General features: G+C 44.2%; 21 protein-coding genes, 1 tRNA gene, 1 pseudogene and 1 riboswitch. Of the genes and pseudogenes, 19 read left to right on the forward strand and 4 right to left on the reverse strand.

From position 1 onward, the window contains the following. Positions 1–117 precede the first annotated feature (117 nt). Complete coding sequence (locus WMO28_RS15870) at positions 118–339, forward strand: LPXTG cell wall anchor domain-containing protein (protein ID WP_178642083.1); 222 nt, start codon at positions 118–120, stop codon at positions 337–339. A gap of 137 nt (positions 340–476) precedes the next feature. Here WMO28_RS15870 and WMO28_RS15875 read toward each other — a convergent pair. Then, a pseudogene (locus WMO28_RS15875) lies at positions 477–1,190 on the reverse strand (transposase); the annotation flags it as partial. 90 nt (positions 1,191–1,280) lie between these two features. Between WMO28_RS15875 and WMO28_RS15880 the strand changes: the two are divergent. The 6 genes from WMO28_RS15880 to WMO28_RS15905 all read left to right on the forward strand — a co-directional run bounded on the left by WMO28_RS15880 (position 1,281) and on the right by WMO28_RS15905 (position 6,867). Beyond that, entirely contained in the window at positions 1,281–2,399 is a 1,119-nt protein-coding gene (locus tag WMO28_RS15880; protein WP_349057610.1) for an Ig-like domain-containing protein, read from the forward strand. 60 nt (positions 2,400–2,459) lie between these two features. After that, positions 2,460–2,567, forward strand: a riboswitch (TPP riboswitch). A 222-nt stretch (positions 2,568–2,789) separates the two neighbouring features. Continuing rightward, on the forward strand, positions 2,790–2,993 hold the full coding sequence (gene thiS, locus WMO28_RS15885; RefSeq protein ID WP_178642089.1) for a sulfur carrier protein ThiS: 204 nt from the start codon (positions 2,790–2,792) through the stop codon (positions 2,991–2,993). A gap of 47 nt (positions 2,994–3,040) precedes the next feature. Then, the gene (locus WMO28_RS15890) at positions 3,041–3,826 is read left to right on the forward strand and encodes a thiazole synthase (RefSeq protein WP_349057611.1); all 786 of its coding nucleotides are present in this window, start codon (positions 3,041–3,043) and stop codon (positions 3,824–3,826) included. Positions 3,827–3,960: 134 nt separating this feature from the next. Next, complete coding sequence (gene thiH / locus WMO28_RS15895) at positions 3,961–5,202, forward strand: 2-iminoacetate synthase ThiH (RefSeq protein ID WP_349057612.1); 1,242 nt, start codon at positions 3,961–3,963, stop codon at positions 5,200–5,202. Positions 5,203–5,457: 255 nt separating this feature from the next. Next, positions 5,458–5,619 carry a hypothetical protein gene (locus WMO28_RS15900; RefSeq protein WP_349057613.1) on the forward strand — a complete coding sequence of 54 codons (162 nt, stop codon included), beginning with the start codon at positions 5,458–5,460 and terminating at the stop codon, positions 5,617–5,619. 231 nt (positions 5,620–5,850) lie between these two features. Continuing rightward, positions 5,851–6,867 (forward strand): sulfate ABC transporter substrate-binding protein, encoded by a 1,017-nt coding sequence (locus WMO28_RS15905; RefSeq protein ID WP_349057614.1) that lies wholly within the window; start codon positions 5,851–5,853, stop codon positions 6,865–6,867. A 163-nt stretch (positions 6,868–7,030) separates the two neighbouring features. On the opposite strand, the gene WMO28_RS15910 is transcribed toward WMO28_RS15905, so the two are convergent. From WMO28_RS15910 to WMO28_RS15920, 3 genes are all read right to left on the reverse strand, one after another. Beyond that, positions 7,031–8,341, reverse strand: a complete 1,311-nt coding sequence (locus tag WMO28_RS15910) for a hypothetical protein (protein WP_349057615.1) — start codon at positions 8,339–8,341, stop codon at positions 7,031–7,033. 143 nt (positions 8,342–8,484) lie between these two features. Beyond that, positions 8,485–9,198, reverse strand: a complete 714-nt coding sequence (locus WMO28_RS15915; RefSeq protein WP_178642104.1) for a response regulator — start codon at positions 9,196–9,198, stop codon at positions 8,485–8,487. Then, a complete protein-coding gene (locus tag WMO28_RS15920) occupies positions 9,199–10,389 on the reverse strand; it encodes a sensor histidine kinase (RefSeq protein WP_349057616.1) in 1,191 nt (396 codons plus the stop codon). It abuts the gene before it with no gap. A 304-nt stretch (positions 10,390–10,693) separates the two neighbouring features. Between WMO28_RS15920 and WMO28_RS15925 the strand changes: the two genes are divergently transcribed. From WMO28_RS15925 to WMO28_RS15980, 12 genes are all read left to right on the forward strand, one after another. Next, positions 10,694–11,932 (forward strand): O-acetylhomoserine aminocarboxypropyltransferase/cysteine synthase family protein, encoded by a 1,239-nt coding sequence (locus WMO28_RS15925; RefSeq protein ID WP_349057620.1) that lies wholly within the window; start codon positions 10,694–10,696, stop codon positions 11,930–11,932. Positions 11,933–11,964: 32 nt separating this feature from the next. Continuing rightward, positions 11,965–12,828, forward strand: a complete 864-nt coding sequence (locus WMO28_RS15930; protein WP_173741799.1) for a ferredoxin-like domain-containing protein — start codon at positions 11,965–11,967, stop codon at positions 12,826–12,828. Next, positions 12,821–13,066, forward strand: coding sequence for a sulfurtransferase TusA family protein (locus tag WMO28_RS15935; protein WP_015526613.1), 246 nt, complete (start codon positions 12,821–12,823; stop codon positions 13,064–13,066). Before WMO28_RS15930 ends, WMO28_RS15935 begins: the two co-directional genes overlap by 8 nt. A gap of 12 nt (positions 13,067–13,078) precedes the next feature. Next, the gene (gene thiS / locus WMO28_RS15940) at positions 13,079–13,288 is read left to right on the forward strand and encodes a sulfur carrier protein ThiS (RefSeq protein ID WP_021650460.1); all 210 of its coding nucleotides are present in this window, start codon (positions 13,079–13,081) and stop codon (positions 13,286–13,288) included. Further along, on the forward strand, positions 13,288–14,094 hold the full coding sequence (thiF, locus tag WMO28_RS15945; protein WP_144093822.1) for a thiazole biosynthesis adenylyltransferase ThiF: 807 nt from the start codon (positions 13,288–13,290) through the stop codon (positions 14,092–14,094). Before thiS (WMO28_RS15940) ends, thiF begins: the two co-directional genes overlap by 1 nt. 37 nt (positions 14,095–14,131) lie before the next feature. Further along, positions 14,132–14,548, forward strand: a complete 417-nt coding sequence (locus WMO28_RS15950) for a Mov34/MPN/PAD-1 family protein (protein ID WP_178642110.1) — start codon at positions 14,132–14,134, stop codon at positions 14,546–14,548. Positions 14,549–14,553: 5 nt separating this feature from the next. After that, complete coding sequence (locus WMO28_RS15955) at positions 14,554–16,260, forward strand: adenylyl-sulfate reductase subunit alpha (RefSeq protein WP_435376715.1); 1,707 nt, start codon at positions 14,554–14,556, stop codon at positions 16,258–16,260. Beyond that, positions 16,244–16,555 carry a 4Fe-4S dicluster domain-containing protein gene (locus WMO28_RS15960; protein WP_178642116.1) on the forward strand — a complete coding sequence of 104 codons (312 nt, stop codon included), beginning with the start codon at positions 16,244–16,246 and terminating at the stop codon, positions 16,553–16,555. The genes WMO28_RS15955 and WMO28_RS15960 overlap by 17 nt, the downstream gene beginning before the upstream one ends. A 56-nt stretch (positions 16,556–16,611) precedes the next feature. After that, on the forward strand, positions 16,612–17,514 hold the full coding sequence (cysD, locus tag WMO28_RS15965) for a sulfate adenylyltransferase subunit CysD (protein ID WP_119240733.1): 903 nt from the start codon (positions 16,612–16,614) through the stop codon (positions 17,512–17,514). A 1-nt stretch (position 17,515) separates the two neighbouring features. Continuing rightward, entirely contained in the window at positions 17,516–19,201 is a 1,686-nt protein-coding gene (locus WMO28_RS15970; RefSeq protein ID WP_349057618.1) for a sulfate adenylyltransferase subunit 1, read from the forward strand. Between the two features lie 499 nt (positions 19,202–19,700). Further along, positions 19,701–20,414, forward strand: coding sequence for a TraX family protein (locus tag WMO28_RS15975; protein WP_349057619.1), 714 nt, complete (start codon positions 19,701–19,703; stop codon positions 20,412–20,414). A 297-nt stretch (positions 20,415–20,711) separates the two neighbouring features. Beyond that, positions 20,712–20,799: transfer RNA gene (locus WMO28_RS15980), tRNA-Ser, on the forward strand. Positions 20,800–21,031 lie beyond the last annotated feature (232 nt).

Consider the following 21,031-nt stretch of genomic DNA (forward strand, 5'->3'; position numbering starts at 1 on the left):
GTCATGGACGCACCCTGAAAAGGCGGTATCCCGCCTTAATTCAGATGCTCTGGTAACTCAGTTGCCGAGTAGTTCACTGATGCAAAAGCAGAAACTGAAATAAAAAAGGAAGACACAGTGCTTGCAAAACTTTCTACAGTAAACAAAAAGGAAACAGAGGCATCTTCAGCAAAGACAGCTAACGCAACAAAGGTGACCAGTACAACGGATAAAACAACGAAGTCCTCTCCAAAAACTGGAGACAGTACAGATGTGCAGTTATATGTGATTCTTATGCTCGTTTCAATAGGTGCTGCTGCAGGAGCTGGCGCTAAGAGAAAGCTTAAGACCCAGCGGTAATGACTTTAAAGCATTAAATTTAAAATAACTTCTATATAACGAAGGGGCTGTTCTCGACAGCCCCCCAGACTGTAGACAAACTTGGTGTTGGGTCTTATGCCCAGCACCATTTTTCGCTAATAATCAATTCCTTTTTTATTTTTCTTAAAAAAGCCAAAAATCCGCTCTATGGTTTCTTTCCTTAATTGATAGATCTGTCTGTTCCCGATCGTATGCCGGATGTCCTCCGCTGCCTCCATATATTCTTCTCACACATGACGTGTAACCAGCTTTACATGATCTTTGCTTTCAGTACATTGTGAAAGATATTGACATCCGGCACACTTTTCGCCACAACTTTTATACTCTTTATATCCGTTTCTGTTTGTCGTGCTATAAGTTAATATTTGTGATGCTGGACATATGTAACAATCATAGTACTCATCATACGCGAATTCGTGTTTCTTCAAAAATCCATCTTTTGTTTTGGGACAGCTATACGGGAACAGCGGCTTAATCCCATCTTCCAGCAATCGATGAGCGATTGTCGGTGTTTTATACCCTGCATCTGCAACTATCATTTGTGGGTTTAATTTATTCAACTTATCGTATAAAGTTTTAAAAGTGCGGCTGTCATGTTCATTTCCAGGATGTACTGTGTAACCAAGAATCCAGCCATGCTTATCACAGGCAGTTTCTACCGCATACGCAAAAACATGTTTATGCTCACCTTTTCGAAACCACCCGCTTTCCGGATCACTGGTACTGCATTTTTGTGTTTTCACACCTTCTGGGATTTCTTCTGGTTCCGAAAGTGGGGCAGTTCCAGCACCTCCTGATGTTGGCGGCTGATTATCATCTTTTTTCTTTAGCGAAAATACCATAGCAGAAATGTTCTACATAATGTATACTATATTTGTTAGGAATCATAAATACACCATAAAGTAGAAAGGAAAAAGCGTATGAGAGGAAAATGGAAAAAAGCTTTATGTGGAATTCTGACAGGACTTATGCTTGCAACGGCGGTACCAGCTGCGGTTCCGGAGCTGATCAGCGCAACAGAAGTACAGGCGGCAGTAACTGTAGCAGCGCCGGCCATGTCTTCTATTAAGATCTCCGGAAAGAAAAAGATCATTTTCAGCTGGAAACAGGTAAAAGGCGCCGCCGGATACCGGGTATACCGCAAGACCGGAAACAGTGGATGGAAAACGGTAAAAAATATTGCGGGAAGTAAGAATATTACTTTTACCGATACAAAAGTAAACACCGGATCACGTTATACTTACACGGTAAAAGCCTACCGGAAATCCGGAAAAAATACAATCTGGAGTGGATATAATAAAAAAAGACTGACAGCGATCGCAGGTCTGAATTATCTTACCATGAACAAGGCCAGCCTGACACTGGCACCGAAAAAAACTTATACACTGAAGATCAATGGCACCAGTCTGAAACCGTCATGGAAAAGCAGCAACACAAAGGTTGTCAGCGTAAATTCAGCCGGAAAGATCACCACAGTAAAAACAGGAACAGCGGTTATTACAGCGACTCTTGGCGGCAGAAAATTCACCTGCAAGGTTACTGTAAAGAATCCGACCTTGGCTAATACCAGACTGACGCAGAATTATACCAAACTGAAAAAATACATCAGTCAGAAAGGCAAATATACTGAAGACGGAAGTCAATTTATAAATGTCAAAGTAGATAAAGAAAGTACTCTGATGCTTGGTTATCTGAAGAAAGAAGATAAGATAGATATTGGACTGCTGATCTCCATGCCTTCAGATGATGTCCAGGCCGGACTGGATATTATCGGAAACTGTGCGAAATCTGATACGATCAGTGTGAAGTCCGCTGTGGCATCAGAGGGAGTCGCTGTGCTGGTAACTTCTTCCACAAAAGCATCTGCTTATAAAGGACAGAATCTGACCTTCCTGTATACAAACGGAAAAAAAGCCATGTCAGAGCTGCAGGATTCTTCAAACACCATGATGAGGGCTGCCATGGAGGCTGCAAATGCCTATCTGAAAAAGAATTTAAACCTGACAATGAAGGATCTGGGATTCACTGCTTACAAATAAGTCTGGAATAAAAGATCTATTATTCTTGACAGGGAACAGGATCGGCATTATACTAAACCATGTAAATAACAGGGGAGCTTGTGATGGCAGGCTGAGAGGAAGTCTTCAACTTCGACCCATATACCTGATTTGGATAATGCCAACGTAGGAACGTATAGGATGAATTTACGGGAGATACCTTGGTGTATCTCCTTTTTTATTGAATGCGGATGTTTTTTGTCCGATCGAATACGTAAGATCAGGATTTACAAAGAAGTACTTTACAATTAAACATGGGAAATTTTGAGAGTGAACTGAGTTCATGAAGGGGTGCACCACCGCGGGTGTATTTCTTTGTGGACTCTTTTTTTATTAACGAATAGTTTTTGAAATTTCCGGAAAGGAGCGATTATGATCACAGTAAATGGTGAAACCAGAACACTGGAAAATCCAGTAACAGTAACAGAATATCTGGAAGCATGTAACTATGTTCCGGTGCAGGTTGTAGTGGAGCTGAATGAAGAGATCATTAAAAGAGAGACTTACGATACAACAGTACTGAAAGATGGAGATGTTGTGGAAATCCTGCAGTTTATGGGTGGCGGAAGCTGCTGATGTGAAAATATTTTCTGTAAACAGATAAAAGAAAGGTGGACATAAAAATGACAACAGCAAACACAAACGAAGACAAACTGATCCTGGGAGGCCATGAATTTACTTCCCGTTTTATCCTTGGTTCCGGAAAATTTTCCCTGGAGCTTGTAAAAGCATGTATTGAAAAAGCAGGAACACAGATCGTAACACTTGCTCTCCGCCGTGCAAATGAAGGTGGACTTGCGAACATTCTGGACTATGTCCCGAAGGATATCACACTTCTTCCGAATACATCCGGAGCCAGAAACGCACAGGAAGCAGTACGCATTGCAAGGCTTTCCCGCGAGCTTGGCTGCGGAGATTTTGTAAAGATCGAAGTTATTCATGACTCCAAATATCTTCTTCCGGATAACTATGAGACTATCAAGGCAACAGAGATCCTTGCAAAAGAGGGCTTTGTTGTCATGCCGTACATGTATCCTGACCTGAATGCAGCCAGAGATCTGGTGAATGCAGGAGCTGCCTGTGTGATGCCACTTGGTTCTCCGATCGGTTCCAATAAGGGAATCTGCACAAAAGAATTTATCCAGATCCTGATTGACGAGATCGATCTTCCGATCATCGTGGATGCAGGAATCGGTCGTCCGTCACAGGCCTGTGAGGCTATGGAAATGGGCGCGGCAGCAGTTATGGCGAATACAGCAATCGCAACAGCCGGTGATGTACGTGTAATGGCAGAGGCCTTCAAAAAAGCCATTGAAGCAGGAAGAAGCGCATATCTTTCCGGAATGGGAAGAACTCTGGAGCGTGGTGCAAGCGCGTCTTCACCACTGACAGGATTTCTTCATGAGTGATAAGAACGCTGATCAGAGAGCGTACAGATAAAAATATTCCAGGAGCAGACAGTATACGATCCCGGAGATGTCTGAACGGAAGGCGGATTGAAAATATCCGATTGACTATATACGAGAGGAGAGTCTTAACAATAATGGAAGAAACAGTACAGGCCGGTCAGCAGGACGGCCATTTTAATGAAAGTATCATGAGTGAGGAAATTCTGGAGGATCTGAAAAAGAACCGTATCGATCATATGAAATATCTTCCGGATATGGAACAGCTGGAAGAATCCGACGTGATGGATCAGGTCATTTCCACAATGAATGCGTATGATTATGATAAATATACAGAGGCAGATGTGAGAAGGGCGCTGGCGCACGATAACCGTACTCCGGAAGATTTCCAGGCATTGCTTTCACCGGCAGCCCTGCCACTTCTGGAGGAGATCGCCCAGGCAGCGAGAAAAGAAACGAGAAAGCACTTCGGAAACAGCATCTGCATGTTTACACCGATCTACATTGCAAACTACTGCGAAAATTACTGTATTTACTGTGGATTTAACTGCCACAACAAGATCCGCCGTGCACAGCTGAATGCAGATGAGATCGAAAAAGAGATGGCAGCTATTGCAGAAACCGGACTCCAGGAGATACTGATCCTTACCGGAGAGAGCAAAACCAAGTCTAATGTGGAATATATCGGAAAGGCCTGTGAGATCGCCCGGAAATATTTCAAGGTAGTCGGCCTTGAAGTGTATCCGATGAATTCTGATGAGTACGCATATCTTCACAAATGCGGCGCAGATTATGTAACTGTTTTTCAGGAAACATATAATTCTGATAAGTATGAGACACTGCATCTGGCAGGTCACAAGAGGATTTTTCCATATAGATTAAATACACAGGAACGTGCGTTAAAAGGCGGCATGCGAGGAGTCGGTTTTGCAGCTCTTCTGGGCCTGGATGATTTCCGCAAGGATGCTTTTGCAACGGGATATCATGCTTATCTTCTGCAGAGAAAATATCCTCATGCAGAGATTGCTTTTTCCTGTCCGAGACTGCGTCCGATCATCAACAATGACCGAATTAATCCGAAGGATGTTCATGAGCCGCAGCTTCTTCAGGTAGTATGCGCTTATCGTCTGTTTATGCCTTTTGCAAGTATTACTGTATCTACCAGAGAGTGTGCACGTGTAAGAGACAATCTGGTAAACATTGCAGCAACAAAGATTTCCGCAGGTGTCAGCACAGGAATCGGAAGTCATGTAGAGGATATCGAGGACAAAGGCGATGACCAGTTCGAGATCTCTGACGGAAGATCTGTGGATGAAGTTTTTAATGCACTGAAAGATCATGGTCTGCAGCCGGTGATGAATGATTATATCTATCTGTAAAATAAATGTGATGGTTAATAATTATTATCAACAATATCTGTGAAAAGGGATAATGTTACACATGCGTATAGATGATTGTACAAACAGCAGGGGATAACTTCTGTGGAATATGTGGAAAACCATCCGCTCGAAAAAGCGATTTTTCAGGACGGGTGTGGATAACTGTTTCGCAAGAGTTTTTCTGGAAAGATTTTTGCCAAATAGGATAAATTTCTGGATAATGCAGACTTGGATGAAATAAAGGAGGTCGTTGCGATGACGAGAATTGGTCAGATGTTACTGGGTGAGGGAATGGAACAGGGCATGGAGCTGACACAATATTTACTGGACAGAAACCGCATAGAAGACCTGAAACGAGCTGTTAAAGATGAAGCTTACCGCAAAAAACTCTTGGAAGAGCTGAATTCACAAGGCTGATTGCGTTTTCACAAAAGTATTCAACGGCACTGAATCGTATGCAAAAATCGTGGAAAATACACCGATAACAGAAGAAAATCAGAATAAAAATCTACAAAATCAGCATTAACGGTGCTGCTACTGGAAATCTCATGAAAACGGTTTCCAATCTGACAGTTTTCATATGGACTTACTCATGTTTATAATAGCCCCAACAACAAAACACGAGGCAAAACACAGGAGGTAAGTATTATGAAAAGAAGATGGAGATCAGCAGTAGCAGCTATTGCAGCAGTAGCAACAATTGGAGGTCTTACAGGCGTAACCACCTATGCGGCGGACAGCGTCAGCATCACAAATGTATCTTATGATCCGACCAGAGAGCTTTACGAACAGTACAATAAGATTTTCCAGGAACACTGGAAAGAAAAAACAGGTCAGGATGTGGAGATCACGCAGTCACATGGTGGTTCCGGCAAGCAGGCACTTGAGGTTGCCAACGGACTGGAAGCAGATGTGGTAACACTGGCACTTGAGTATGATGTGGATGCGATCCAGGATGCAGGACTTATCGATGACGGATGGGTGGATGAATTTCCGGAGGACAGTTCTCCATACACTTCGACTATTGTATTTCTTGTAAGAAAAGGAAATCCCAAGAACATCAAAGACTGGGATGATCTGGTAAAGAAAGATGTAGGTGTGATCACACCAAATCCGAAAACCTCCGGCGGAGCAAGATGGAATTATCTGGCAGCCTGGGCCTATGCAAAAGATAAATATAACGGAGACGAAGATAAGATCAAAGAATTCATCGGAGATCTTTATAAAAACGTACTTGTCCTTGATACCGGAGCCAGAGGTGCAACAACTTCATTTGTAGAAAACGGACAGGGAGATGTACTGATCGCCTGGGAAAATGAAGCCTATCTTTCCGTAAAAGATTATCCGGACGACTACGAGATCGTAACACCAAGCATCAGTATTCTTGCGCAGCCGTCAGTAGCGGTAGTCGATAAAGTCGTAGATAAAAGAGGCACCAGAGATGTGGCAGAGGAATATCTGAATTATCTCTATTCCGATGAAGCACAGCGGATCGCCGGTGATAATTATTACCGTCCGTCAAACCAGGATATTCTGAAAGAATACTCCGATGTGTTTGACCTGGACATCAATCTTGTCACTATTGATGATTTCGGCGGATGGAAAAAGGCACAGGAAACACATTTTTCAGATGGAGGGATTTTTGATCAGATTTATGAAGGATAACCGGCAGAAGATATGATCAGATAGAACAACACAAAGGAGCTGCAGAACAATGAAGACTCAAGTTCTGCAGCTTCTTTTGTGCAAATATGATGTGCCTTTTGCGACCGGAGATACAGCTATGGATCTTCCGGTATGCAAAATAACGGCAGAGGGGACAGGGGGATCAGGTATGGCTTCCTTCGGTCAGGGAACAGCCATCCATCATACGGATTCCGTTTATGGTATCCAGATAGGTGTCATACATTTCCTTCCATTCGTCAGAGGCATCCTCGGAGTACTGGCTGATGGTGGACAGAAGATCGTATTTTTTGCCATCGACAGTTTCGATGCGGCCGAGATAGCCCTGCCATACACTGTCCAGGGGCTGGTCTTCACCATCGTAATATCTGGCTTCCAGGGTCAGCACAGGAACATCCTCATTGTAATAAGTCAGTTTATATCCACCATTTTCGGTTTCGGTCGTTTCATAACGGCAGAGATATTTCCAGCGCTCCGGAGTAAGAACCTGGAAGTAATCCGTCATGGCCATATCCACACGCTCTGCGTAAACGAAATCTATGGATTTGATCAGCTCGGTGGCTTCCTTTTCGGCTGCTTTATCATAGGTGTCTGACGGAGTCAGGATAAAGAGACCAAATGTATAATCGTCAGTCTGGCATACAAGAGCATCTACATTTTTTTCTTCTTCGTTGACTGCGGTTAAGTATTGATATTTTGTAGCAGGATAAGATTCAAAGGTAAGGTCCTTTTTGGTGATGATCTCGCCCTTTACCGGATAGTATTCTGCCAGAAAACCCTTCTGGGAAGAATCCTCCAGAGAGGAGTTTGGCACTTTTAAAACAAAAGCATTACTTTTTCCGCCATTTACGGAACGTTGTTCAAAATAACCTTCTTTTTCGGGCATGGATTCTCTGATCGTATCATCGGCAGGAAATCCAACCCGCATATGAAGCTCGCCACGCTTTTCCGATTCAGAGGATTCTTCTGTGTCTGTATCGGAAGAGGAACTGGAGGATGAAGAATCGGAATTCTGCGAGGAGGAGTTTCCACTGGTATCGGAGGACTCTTCTGAAGGATTTCCGGAGGAGGAATCAGCTTCTGAATCGGAATATTCCTGAAGATTACCATAGTCATCAATATAATATTTATCTCTGGAGCCAATATATGTGGTTCCGGTGGCATCCTCCAGCCACACACTGCCGTCCTCATAATAATAATGAGGTTCAAAAAAACCGTCCTGTTCGGTCCAACCGGCATCGTTGCCTTCCATCAGTTCGCCGGAATCCGGATCAGGGGCGTAATTACCTTCGCCGATATATTCATCCTCAGAACCATTGCGGTACCAGTAATCTCCGTTTTCATCCTGCCAGATGTACTGACCGTCATCGGTTGGCGGGTCAGAAGCGAGAACCGGGACTGCAGATATAGAAAGAGCGATCGCACCTGTTAAAAGAAATAAGATTTTTTTATGCATAGGCACCTCCTGATAAATTGCGCAGCAGTTGTTCAGTTACTGTCTACGGATCATAAATTTTTACAAAATAAAAAGGATCTGTTTGTTAAGTATATTGTAACAGACAGATCCTGATATCCGGAAATGTGAAGAAAAAGAGACATTTACCGGCAGGTAAAAAGATATCCTTTCCCATAAACCGAGACAATGTCATATTCATCGGTATCCTCGGCACCGATCTTGACCCGCAGGTTAAAGATATGTCGCCGTACCGTGCTGGTATCCGTACCTGCACAGCTGCCCCATACCGCTTCGTAGAGCTCCTTTGCAGAAAAAATCTTTTCCTGGTTTTCGGCAAGGAGACGCAGCAGGGAGAATTCAATCCGGGTAAGGCCTATGTCAGCATTATTGAGATATGCATGGCCGTCTGAAAGATCCAGCCGCAGGCTTCCGATGGTGATCTGGCGGGAGGACTGAAATTTTTCTTTTATTTTTTCTTCCATTCGTTTCTGGCGTTCCAGAAGCATCTGGATCACGGCCAGAAATTCATCGAAATTATAAGGCTTGGTGAGATAATAGTCGCCTCCTTGCTGAAGCCCTTCTACTTTATCACGGATATCACTTTTTCCTGTGAGGAAAAGAACTGGGTTCATGGTTTTTTCTCGGAAGTGGCGGCAGATATCCAGGCCGTTTCCGTCCGGAAGCATAATGTCCAGGATGAGAAGATCCGGTAGATGTTCTTCAAGCTGATGGCAGGCTTCGGCGGCTGTCTGTGCAGTAAGGACATCGTAGCCACGGCGCCGCAGCATCCGGCAGTTGGTATTCAGCACATGTTCTTCATCCTCGACCATAAGGATAAGCGATTTTTTTTCATTCATTTATGATTCCTCCTCCGGAAGTGAGAAGAACACCTGAGTTCCCTCGCCTTCTTTACTTTTCAACCATATTTTGCCACCATGGGCAGTGATGATCTGATGACATACATAGAGACCTATGCCGTGCCGCCAGTAATCTTTATCTGCAGAAACATAACCCTTGAGTGCGTTTTTTCGCATTTCTTCTGACATGCCGGTTCCGGTGTCGGAGACGCAGATGGTCTGCCAGCCTGGTTCGCCGGAAAGAGAAATAGTGATGGTTCCGTTCCTTGTGTGACGCTCTGCATTGGAGATCAGATTGGTGATAACCTGGATCAGCCGTTCCGGGTCTGCAGAGATTTCCGGGAGGCCGGGCTGTATCGTAAGGACCAGCTGGTTATTCCCGGGATTTGGATGACTGCTGAAATCTTTTTCCACAGAATGTAAAAGTGCTCCTAAATCTGATGGGACAAGGGAAAGGGCCAGCCGTCCCTGCTCAATGGAAACGGTATCCATAAGATCCAGCACGATCCGGTCAATCCGCATTACCGATTGTTCGATGGTGCGGAGATTTTCCTGCATAAGAGAGAAATCCAGAGGCTTTTCCCCAAGGAGCTCGGATGTGTCCCGTGCGTGGAGGGAGATGGAGCTCAGAGGATTTTTGATCTCGTGGGCAACGGTGGTCAGGAAGGTGGACTTGGCATTATCAAGGGAGCGCAGCCGCAGGTTCTGTTTCTCCAGAAGGAGCTGCTGCTGATTGTATTCCTTCAGATGAAAATAGAGAACACTGCCGCAGACAATACTTACAGAGACAAACGCCAGAAGAATGTCTGCCAGCCGGTCAGCTTCCGTGGAAAAGGGAGTTACTGTGTCCGGAAAATGGTACGCAACCAGACACAGTCCTATATACAGGACAATCTCCAGCAGAGAAACAATTAGAGCCCGTCTTTTTTCCAGCATCAGCACGGTAAAAATAATGGCAAACACGAAGAAGGCCGGCATACCGCCATGATATCCGCCACTGGTAAAAAACATCACCGGAAAAACGATGAGAAAGATCACGACAATGGTGATCAGGTAGCAGCGCTGATATTTTCCACTGTAATAGGAATAAAGAAAAAGTCCTCCGGAGACTGCAACCAGCGCAATGTTGATCAGTACATTTCCCCAGGAACCGGTCCCGAGACTGAGAAAGGCCATGATCAGGCTGATCACAGTGCCTCCCAAGGCGAGGATGTTGAACAGCCGGACGCGGAAATCCAAGGTAGGGCTGAATAAAGAGTGAAAAATAGTTCGGAGCTTCGGATTTATATTGATAGGGATCACCTCCTGCTCTTAATGTTGGTTTGTATGTCTGCGAGCATCTTTCTTTTGGGGCTGTAATTCCCGTAACTGCTATAATTGTACCATGCTGCTGTATAGTTGTGTATACAAAAAAATACATTCAATCCCATTTTCCTATTGACATACTATGAATAGTAGGTTAATATAAGTGTCAACAAAAGAAAGGGAAGAGGCTATGAACGAATACGGCTTTAATACAGGGCTGCTCCATGGTACGAATGAGAAGTACCCACAGGGGGCCACACAGGTTCCGATTTATCAGAGCAGCGCATTCCGACATGAGAGCGCGGAAGACCTGGAGAAAATTTTTGACAATAAAAAAATGGGCTTCTCCTATACAAGGATCAACAATCCTACGGTGGAGTCCTTTGAGAAGAGAGTGACTATGCTGGAGGATGGAATCGGCAGTGTGGCCTGTGCATCCGGAATGGCAGCACTGACCAATGCGTTTCTGAACATTCTTCAGGCCGGAGATGAGATCGTAGCAGCCTGCGGACTGTACGGCGGAACTGTGGAACTGTTCGATGATCTGAAGCCTTTCGGGATTTCCGTAAAATATGTGAAAGAGAATAAGCCGGAAGCCTTTGAGGCAGAGATCACCGAGAAGACGAGACTTGTTTTCGCGGAGACCATCGGAAATCCCAAGCTGGACGTTACCGATATCCAGGCAGTTGCAGAAGTGGCACATAAGTATGACGTACCGCTGATCGTAGACAACACCGTGGCAACACCGTATCTGATCCAGCCACTGAAGCTTGGAGCTGACATTGTGGTTCACTCCTCTTCCAAGTATATCAATGGAAGCAGTGATGCCATCAGCGGCATTCTTGTCTGTGGTAAGGGTCTGAAATGGGACCCTTACCGATATCCGGGACTTGCCCCGTACCGGAAATTCGGACCATTTGCATACATCGCCAAACTTCGGAACGGACTTTTCAGAAATACAGGCGCATGTCTTGCTCCACAGAATGCTTTCCTTAATAATCTGGGACTGGAAACCCTGGGACTTCGAATGCAGAGACAGTGTGACAATGCACTGGAGCTTGCGAAGTTTTTACAGAGCCTGGGTGGTGACATTCAGGTAAATTATCCGGGACTTGAGGAGAACCCTTATCATGAACTTGCGAAAAAACAGTTTAAGAATGGCTTCGGTGCCATCGTAACCGTGAGAACGGGAAGCAAGGAGAAGGCTTTTTCCATTATCAATTCCCTGAAGATCCCGCTGATCATTTCCAACATCGGAGACACGAAGACACTGGTGATCCATCCGGAATCCACCATCGCGGCACACATTTCCGACGAGGAGAAGCTGCAGTCCGGAGTATTCGAGGATCTGATCCGGATCAGCGTGGGAATCGAAGACATTGAAGATCTGAAGGAAGATTTCAGACAGGCGATAGAAAATAACAGATAAAACTGCATGAGCAGAGAAATGGAGAGTTCGCTATGGCAAAAGTAGATTACGCTACATTAAAAAAAGGTGGTTTCATGAGACAGAAGCAGAAAAATAACTTTTCCCTTCGTCTTGCCTGTGTAGGCGGAACCCTTACAGCAGAAAACCTTAAGAAGATTGCTGAGGTAGCTGAGAAATATGGTGACGGATATGTTCATCTTACTTCCAGACAGGGAGTTGAGATTCCTTTCATTAAATTAGATGATATTGATGATGTAAAGGATGATCTTGCAAAAGGCGGATGCAAGCCCGGTGTCTGCGGACCGAGAGTCCGTACAGTTACAGCCTGCCAGGGCAACGCTGTCTGTCCAAGCGGAAATATCAACAGCTATGACATTGCGGTGAAATTAAATGAGAGATATTTCGGAAGAGAGCTTCCTCATAAATTCAAATTCGGTGTTACCGGATGTCAGAACAACTGTCTGAAGGCAGAGGAGAATGATGTAGGAATCAAGGGAGCAGCCCAGGTCAGCTGGAAAGAAGACGCATGTATCCACTGTGGTGTCTGCGAAAAGGCCTGCAGAGAAAACGCTATCTCCTTTGAGGATGACAAGCTGGTGATCGACACAGAGAAATGTAACTACTGCGGCAGATGTGCAAAATCCTGTCCTGTAGATGCATGGGATGTAAACGAAGCATATATCGTTTCTTTTGGCGGAACGTTTGGAAATCACATCAGCAAGGGACAGGAATTCCTTCCGCTGATCACCTCTGAGGAGCAGCTTTTCAGAGTGACAGATGCAGCAATCCAGTTCTTTGATGATCATGCAAATCCGGGAGAACGTTTTAAATTTACCATCGACCGGGTAGGTGCTGAGAAACTTCAGGAAGTTTTGAAAGGAGCATACAATGGCTGATATTAAGATTGATGATACAGTAGATATTACCGATGTGGTCTGCCCGGTAACCTTTGTAAAAGCAAAGGTAGCACTTGAGGAGCTGGATGACGGACAGATCCTGGCGATCAAAATGAACGATGGAGAGCCGGTACAGAATGTGCCGAGAAGCGTGAAGGAAGAAGGACATCAGATCCTGAAGCTCGAGGACAACGAAGACGGAACTTATACACTGATCGTAAGAAAAGTTGAAGAATAGGAGAACAGAGAAATGACAATCACAGTTGCAGGAAATAAAAAAGAATACGAAGACGGACTGAAGCTTACAGAGCTTATTGAGAAAGAGGATATCGAAAGTCCTGAGTATGTAACCGTAACTATCAACGATGAATTTATCAGCAAGGCAGACGTTCCGGAGACAGAGGTAAAGGACGGCGATGTTGTTGAGTTCCTGTACTACATGGGAGGAGGCGCAAGATAATGGCTTTTACAAATGAGCAGCTTGAGCGGTACTCCCGCCATATCATCCTGAAAGAGGTCGGAGTAAAAGGTCAGAAAAAGCTTCTGAATGCCAAGGTTCTGATAATCGGAGCCGGAGGACTTGGAGCACCGGCAGCCCTTTACCTTGCAGCAGCAGGTGTGGGAACTATCGGAATCGTAGATGCAGATGAGGTAGATCTTTCCAATCTTCAGAGACAGGTCATCCACACAACTGCAGATGTCGGAAAACTGAAGGTAGAGTCTGCGGCTGAAACAATGAAGGCCATCAACCCGGATGTTACTGTAAATACATATCATACCTTTGTAGATTCCAGCAATATCATGGATCTGATCAAAGATTACGATTTCATTCTTGACGGAACGGACAACTTTCCAGCAAAATTCCTGATCAACGATGCCTGTGTAATGGCTGAGAAACCGTTTTCACATGCAGGGATCATCCGTTTCCAGGGACAGCTGATGACTTACGTTCCGGGACAGGGCCCATGCTACAGATGTGCGTTCCAGAGCCCGCCGCCAAAGGATGCCGTACCGACCTGTAAGCAGGCTGGCGTGATCGGAGCCATGGGCGGAGTGATCGGAAGCCTTCAGGCAATGGAAGCAATCAAGTACATCATCGGACAGGGTGATCTTCTTACAGGAAGACTTCTCACCTACGATGCACTGAAGATGACTTTCCGTACCGTGAAGCTTCCGAAGAATCATCATTGCCCGGTATGCGGCGATGATCCGACGATCACAGAACTGATCGATTATGAGCAGGCTGTGTGTGAATTGAAACACTAAAAATTAAGTATAGAAACCCATTGGAGGCTGCGAAGAAATGCTGAAATTAAAAAAAGAAGATTATGAGAAAATATTAGACCACTGCAGAAAAGGACTTCCCAATGAGTCCTGCGGCCTTCTGGGCGGGACCATTGAGGGCGATGTAAAAACCATCGAGAAGGTGTATCTGCTGACAAATATCGATGAAAGTAACGAACACTTTTCCATGGACCCGAAGGAACAGCTGAGCGCGATCAAAGATATCCGTCACAACGGATACCAGATGATCGGAAATTTTCATTCTCATCCGGAGTCTCCGTCAAGGCCTTCCGAAGAAGATAAACGACTTGCATTTGACCCGAACATCGAATATCTGATCCTCTCCCTTATGGATGCAGAAAATCCGGTGTTGAAGGCCTTTGGCGTAGATAAAGAAAAAAATGTAACTGTACATGAGATTCAGATAACAGAGTGATGAGTATGAAAAACAGATTAAACACAAAGGAAATTACAACAGATGTGCTGATCATAGGCGGAGGTACCGCAGGCTGTTATGCGGCGCTGGTTCTCTCAGAACAGAAAGCCGGCAGGGTACTGATCGCAGAAAAAGCAAATATCAGACGAAGCGGCTGTCTGGCAGCAGGTGTTAATGCCATCAATGCCTATATCGTAAAAGGCCGCAAACCGCAGGATTATGTAGATTATGCCACAAAGGATGCCGCTGGCATCGTAAGGCAGGATCTTCTTCTTACAGCAGCGGAGAATTTCAACGAAGTTACCGCAAAAATGGAGAAGCTTGGGCTTGTGATCCTGAAGGATGAAAATGGTGATTATGTAGCCAGAGGAAACCGTAACATCAAGATCAACGGCGAAAATTTTAAACCCCTTCTTGCTGATGCAGTTCATAAAGCTGAGAATGTAGACGTTCTGAACTATGTAAATATCACAGACCTTCTTGTAAAAGACGGACAGGTTTACGGAGCGGTTGGTTTCTCTATTATGGAAGAAACAGCATACATTATCCGGGCAAAGGCAGTTCTTGCTGCAACAGGCGGAGCGGCCGGACTTTATAAACCAAACAATCCCGGATTTTCCAGACATAAGATGTGGTATCCACCGTTTAACACAGGCGCCGGATATGCAATGGGAATTCTGGCAGGTGCGGAAATGACGTCCTTTGAGATGCGTTTTATCGCACTTCGCTGCAAGGATACCATTGCTCCTACGGGAACCATCGCACAGGGTGTCGGCGCAAAACAGATTAATGCAGCAGGCGAGATCTATGAGACAAAATACGGACTGACCACAAGTGAGAGAGTTTACGGAACAGTTCGGGAAAATCAGCTTGGTCACGGACCGTGTTACCTGAAGACTACAGGGATCACGAAGGAACAGGATGAAGATCTTCTGAAGGCTTATCTCAACATGGCGCCGAGCCAGACTCTGAAATGGATCGAAAGCGGAAAGAACCCCAGCGAGCAGGATGTTGAGATCCAGGGAACAGAGCCATATATCGTAGGCGGTCATACAGCCAGCGGCTACTGGGTAAATACAGGCCGTGAAACCACGGTAAAGGGGCTGTATGCAGCAGGTGATGTTGCAGGAGGATGTCCACAGAAATATGTGACAGGAGCTCTTGCAGAAGGAAAGCTTGCAGCACTGGATATGGTGAAACAGTTTAAGGCCGGAACGCTGAGGGAAGCAGATGTTCAGACTGAGACAGAAATCAAGGTTCAGGAAGCGGAGATTCTTTCTCAGTATGAAAAGTTCCGCAATGAAGATGCACCGGCATTTTCCGTGGAAGAGCTGGAAGAGGCCATGCAGAAAGTCATGGATGAGTATGCAGGAGGAATTGCTTCCAATTATCAGTTTAATGAGAAACAGCTTGCTCTTGCAGATGAAAAAATCCTTCAGCTTCAGGCTCTTGCCGAAAAAACAGCGGCAGCAGATATGCATGAGCTGATGTTTGCATATGAACTTCGTGAGCGTCTCATTGTGTGCCGTTCACTGATCGCTCATCTGAAAAACCGCAAAGAGACCAGATGGCATTCTTTCAACGAAAATCTGGATCATCCGGAAACAGATGAGAAATTTTATAAATATGTAAATTCGAAACTGGAAAATGGTGAGATCAGGATGATTTTCCGCGATATTGTAAAGGAGGACACATATGAGCATACGAATTGATCAGACAAAATGTGTTGGCTGCAGAAAATGCAGTGAAGTATGTCCGGGAACCCTGATCGTCATGGAAGACAAAAAAGCCGTGATGAAATATCCGAAAAACTGCTGGGGCTGCGTTTCCTGTGTAAAGGAATGTAAAGCCGGTGCCATCGACTTTTTCCTTGGTGCGGATATCGGCGGGAACGGAAGTATCATGAATGTAAAAAGCGAAGGGGATATCCTTCATTGGATCATTACAAAAACGGACGGTTCTACATCCGTGATCGATGTGGATCGACGGAATTCGAATAAATATTAGATCAGAAGATAAGTGCTGCCGGTTCTGGCGGCCGGAACAGGAGGATGAGATCAGATATGAGTGGATTATCACATTTGGATGAGCTGGAAGCAGAGGCAATTTATATCATCCGTGAAGTTGCAGCAGAGTGCGAGAAGCCGGTAATGCTTTATTCTATAGGAAAAGACAGTTCTGTAATGCTTCATCTTGCAATGAAAGCTTTTTACCCGGAGAAACCGCCATTCCCGTTTCTTCACGTAAATACAACATGGAAATTTAAAGAGATGATCGAGTTCCGTGACAAAACCGCGAAGGATCTGGGAATCGAAATGCTTGAGTACATTAATCAGGATGGCGTGAAGCAGGGGATCAATCCTTTTGACAGCGGTTCCGCATACACGGATATCATGAAAACACAGGCCCTGAAGCAGGCCCTTAAGAAATATGGTTTCACAGCTGCATTTGGCGGTGGTCGTCGTGATGAGGAGAAAAGCCGTGCAAAAGAGCGTATCTTCTCTTTCCGTAACGCAGAGCAGGCCTGGGATCCGAAGAATCAGCGTCCGGAGATGTGGAAGCTTTATAATACTGAGATCAATAAAGGCGAAAGCATCCGTGTTTTCCCAATCTCCAACTGGACTGAGACTGATATCTGGCAGTACATTAAGAGAGAAAATATCCCGATCGTTCCTCTTTATTTTGCAAAAGAGCGTCCGATTGTATACAGAGACGGAAATATTATCATGGTGGATGACGACAGGATGCGCCTGAACCCGGGTGAGGAGCCGCAGATGAAAAAGGTACGTTTCCGTACACTCGGATGCTATCCACTGACAGGTGGTATCGAATCTGAAGCGGAGACGCTGGATGAGATCATTGACGAGACTTTAAGCTCTGTGGAATCTGAGAGAACTACACGTGTTATCGATTCCGACGGCGGAGCTGCCAGCATGGAAAAAAGAAAGAGAGAGGGGTACTTCTAGGATGAGCGGATTACTGAAATTTATCACTTGCGGAAGTGTAGATGATGGAAAATCTACACTGATCGGTCATATTCTTTATGATTCCAAGCTTTTATATGCGGACCAGGAAAAAGCCCTTCTTCTGGACAGCAAGGTAGGTTCCAGAGGAGGTGCCATTGATTATTCTCTTCTTCTGGATGGTCTGATGGCAGAACGTGAGCAGGGAATCACTATAGATGTTGCGTATCGTTATTTTACAACCGATAAGAGAAGCTTTATCGTTGCGGATACTCCAGGGCATGAGGAGTATACAAGAAACATGGCGGTTGGAGCTTCCTTTGCTCAGCTTTCCATTATTCTTGTGGATGCGAAGCAGGGGGTTCTGGTGCAGACAAGGCGTCATGCACGTATCTGCGCTCTGATGGGTATTCATCATTTCGTATTTGCTGTTAACAAGATGGATCTTGTTGATTACAGTGAGAGCCGTTTTAATGAGATCGTAAAGGATATTAATGAGCTTTCTGAAACTCTGGGACTTCAGGATGTTGTGATCATTCCTGTCAGTGCTACAGAGGGTGATAACGTAACGAAGAAGTCTCCGAATATGCCCTGGTATACGGGTAAAGCTCTTCTGGAGCATCTTGAGACTGTGGATGTTTCAGAGGCTGAGAATGTCAGTGAGTTTTATCTGCCTGTTCAGCGAGTTTCCCGTCCAAACCATGAATTTCGCGGTTTCCAGGGTCAGATCGAGAGTGGCCGGGTTCGTGTAGGTGATATCATCACAACGCTCCCAAGCAACGAGACAGCGGCTGTTAAGACGATCCTAGTGGGCAGTGACAACCGTGAGGAGGCTGTTGCCGGCCAGGCTGTTACGATCCAGCTGGATAAAGAGGTTGATGTAAGCCGTGGATGTGTTCTTACCAATAATAATGAGATCCCTGTTGCAAAGGGCTTTGATGCTACTCTTCTATGGATGGATGATTCTAGGCTTGAAGTGGGCAAGGAGTATCTTGTGAAGCTTGGTACCAAGAAAATCGCGGGTGTGATCAAGAGCATTGAGTTTAAGACGGATGTTAACACTGGTGAGCATGTGTCTGTGGATTCTATCGAGAAGAATGAGATCGCTCTTTGCAAGATCGGTCTTTCTGATAAAGTTGTTTTGGATGAGTTTAAGAAGAATAAGACTCTTGGTGAGCTGATCCTGATCGACCGTGTAAGCCATATGACTTCGGCCTGTGGTGTTGTGGAGTCTGTGGATACTGAGGGTGAGAAGCCATACTTCCAGAAGGATGATGTGAAGGTTGGCGGTTATGTTTTTGAGGAGTTTTATTTCAATCTTGAAAATGCGCTGCTTTCCAAGGCGGATAAAGAGGTTAAGACTTATCATGTAGGGGATACTGTGCCTGTTGAGGGTGACAGCTTTGAGTATCCGGGCTATTTTGATATTGTTTCTCTGGAGGATAATGCGGCTGTTCTGATCCGTGATAAGAAGGTACTGGATATTATTCCGTTAGACAAGTATGCCTTCATGGGACTTCCTGTTGTGGATGAGAGAGGATTTGCCCTCGAAATCCGCAGCAATGCCGATTACCAGCAGTTCCTGGATGAGTTTAAATCAACTGATAATAAGTCAGAGTTCCATAATAAGTGGTTCAAGTTTGAGACATACAGAAAGATTGTCTGCACAGATAATTTCTGGCTGATCTGATAAAAAATATATCTTTCATTTGCATCCAGCTCTTCATTTCAGCCTCTGTTTTCGCTGTATGCGTTACTGTTCACACGATGTGCGACCAGCAACGCATCTCGCCATTTTAAATCGCCTTTGGCGATGGGGCGAGATGCATTCAAGCCAAAACATACATCCTCCGTGTCAATCAGCGAAGTGATTGACACGGGAGTGAACAGTAACCTGTATGCTACTGCAATTTCTCCAACAATTCCAGATGAAGTTTCTGCACCTTAATCTTTTGTTTTTGTATATTCACTCTTTGAGTGGACTTTCCTCCTTCGATTTTCTTTAAAGCTTTATGCTTCATAAACTCTTCTTTTATATAGTTTTTTCAAAACAACTATAGTAATATAGAGTTATCACAATCTTAGCTTCCTACTATTCAACGGTTCCTTTTCGCCATATCCAGTGGGGTGGGTAAAGATGACCCAATAAGTGAATGTAATTGAAGAAATTAAAAAAAGGACTATTTTTTATGAACAATATAAAAGAAAGAATAAAAATATTTTCAGGGGCGCAGCTTAAATACATTGCTTTTCTATCTATGCTTATCGATCACACAAACAAAGCGTTAATCTATCCGAAGTTGGATGGAGGAGCATTGAATCGGTTGAGTGACTTTTTTGATATTTTAGGAAGAATCGCATTTCCAATATTCATCTTCCTTCTCGTGGAAGGCTATTTCCACACAAAAAATAAATGGAAGTATTTAATTACACTTCTTGTATTTGGAGTAATATCAGAAATTCCTTTTGATATGTGTACAACAGCTACATTTTTTGAAGTCAACTGGAACAATATTATGTTTACGTTAGCCTTGGTGCTTGCCATGATCTGGCTGATTGATGTACTCAAGGAAAAGATGGCAGCATTGCCGAAAGCTTTATGGTATTTCGTATCATTTCTCATTGTGGCAGTATTGTGCTTTGCTGCAATGAATCTGGGATTAGATTATGAACACCATGCGGTGCTGATTGGATATTTCTATTATATTTTTCATGACCGACAGGCACTTGCGATTCCATTTTCCTATCTTTCCATGTTCAAAGAACCATGGGCTTTGCTTGGATTTGGCCTGACACTTACTTATAATGGAGAACGTGGAAAACAGAATAAGTGGTTTAATTATCTTTTTTATCCAGTACATTTGCTGATTTTAGGAATTATAAGAATGTGTCTTAAGATTTGAATATGAAATTTTAAAGAGGACTTTTCTTTTAAAATGAACGAAAAGTCCTCTTTTTGCGTAGATGACTGTTATTTCACAGCCCCTTTTCTAATGGATCTAAAGGCTGTAAAGCCATTAGCACTACAGTATATCTCTTGTTCGATTCCATATCTATCATAGTAGAATAAAATTAATGTAAAAAAAATAAAAAAAGTGTTGACAAATTATAGTACGTTCAGCTATAATTAACCATGCGTTTCGGATGAAACACAGAAGAAATGCGCTCCAATTTAATAAGAAATTATAAGTTCGGAGTCTGGAGAAGTACTCAAGAGGCCGAAGAGGTGCCCCTGCTAAGGGTATAGGTCGCTAACGCGGCGCGAGGGTTCAAATCCCTCCTTCTCCGTTATTTTTTTGAAAAAAATAAATTTTTCAAAAAAATGAAAAAACTTGTTGACAAATGCTTGCAGACATGATAAAGTAAACAAGCTGTCAGCGAGACAGAGATTCATCAAAAAAAGAGTTTGAAAAAAGTTGAAAAAAGTACTTGACAAACGATTTGAGATGAGATAAAATAAACGAGCTGTCTGAGAAACAGACAAGCGGAAAACCTTGATAACTAAACAGTGAAACACATA

It is taken from the genome of Blautia aquisgranensis (genome assembly GCF_040096615.1).
In the GTDB taxonomy this organism is placed as follows: domain Bacteria; phylum Bacillota; class Clostridia; order Lachnospirales; family Lachnospiraceae; genus Blautia_A; species Blautia_A aquisgranensis.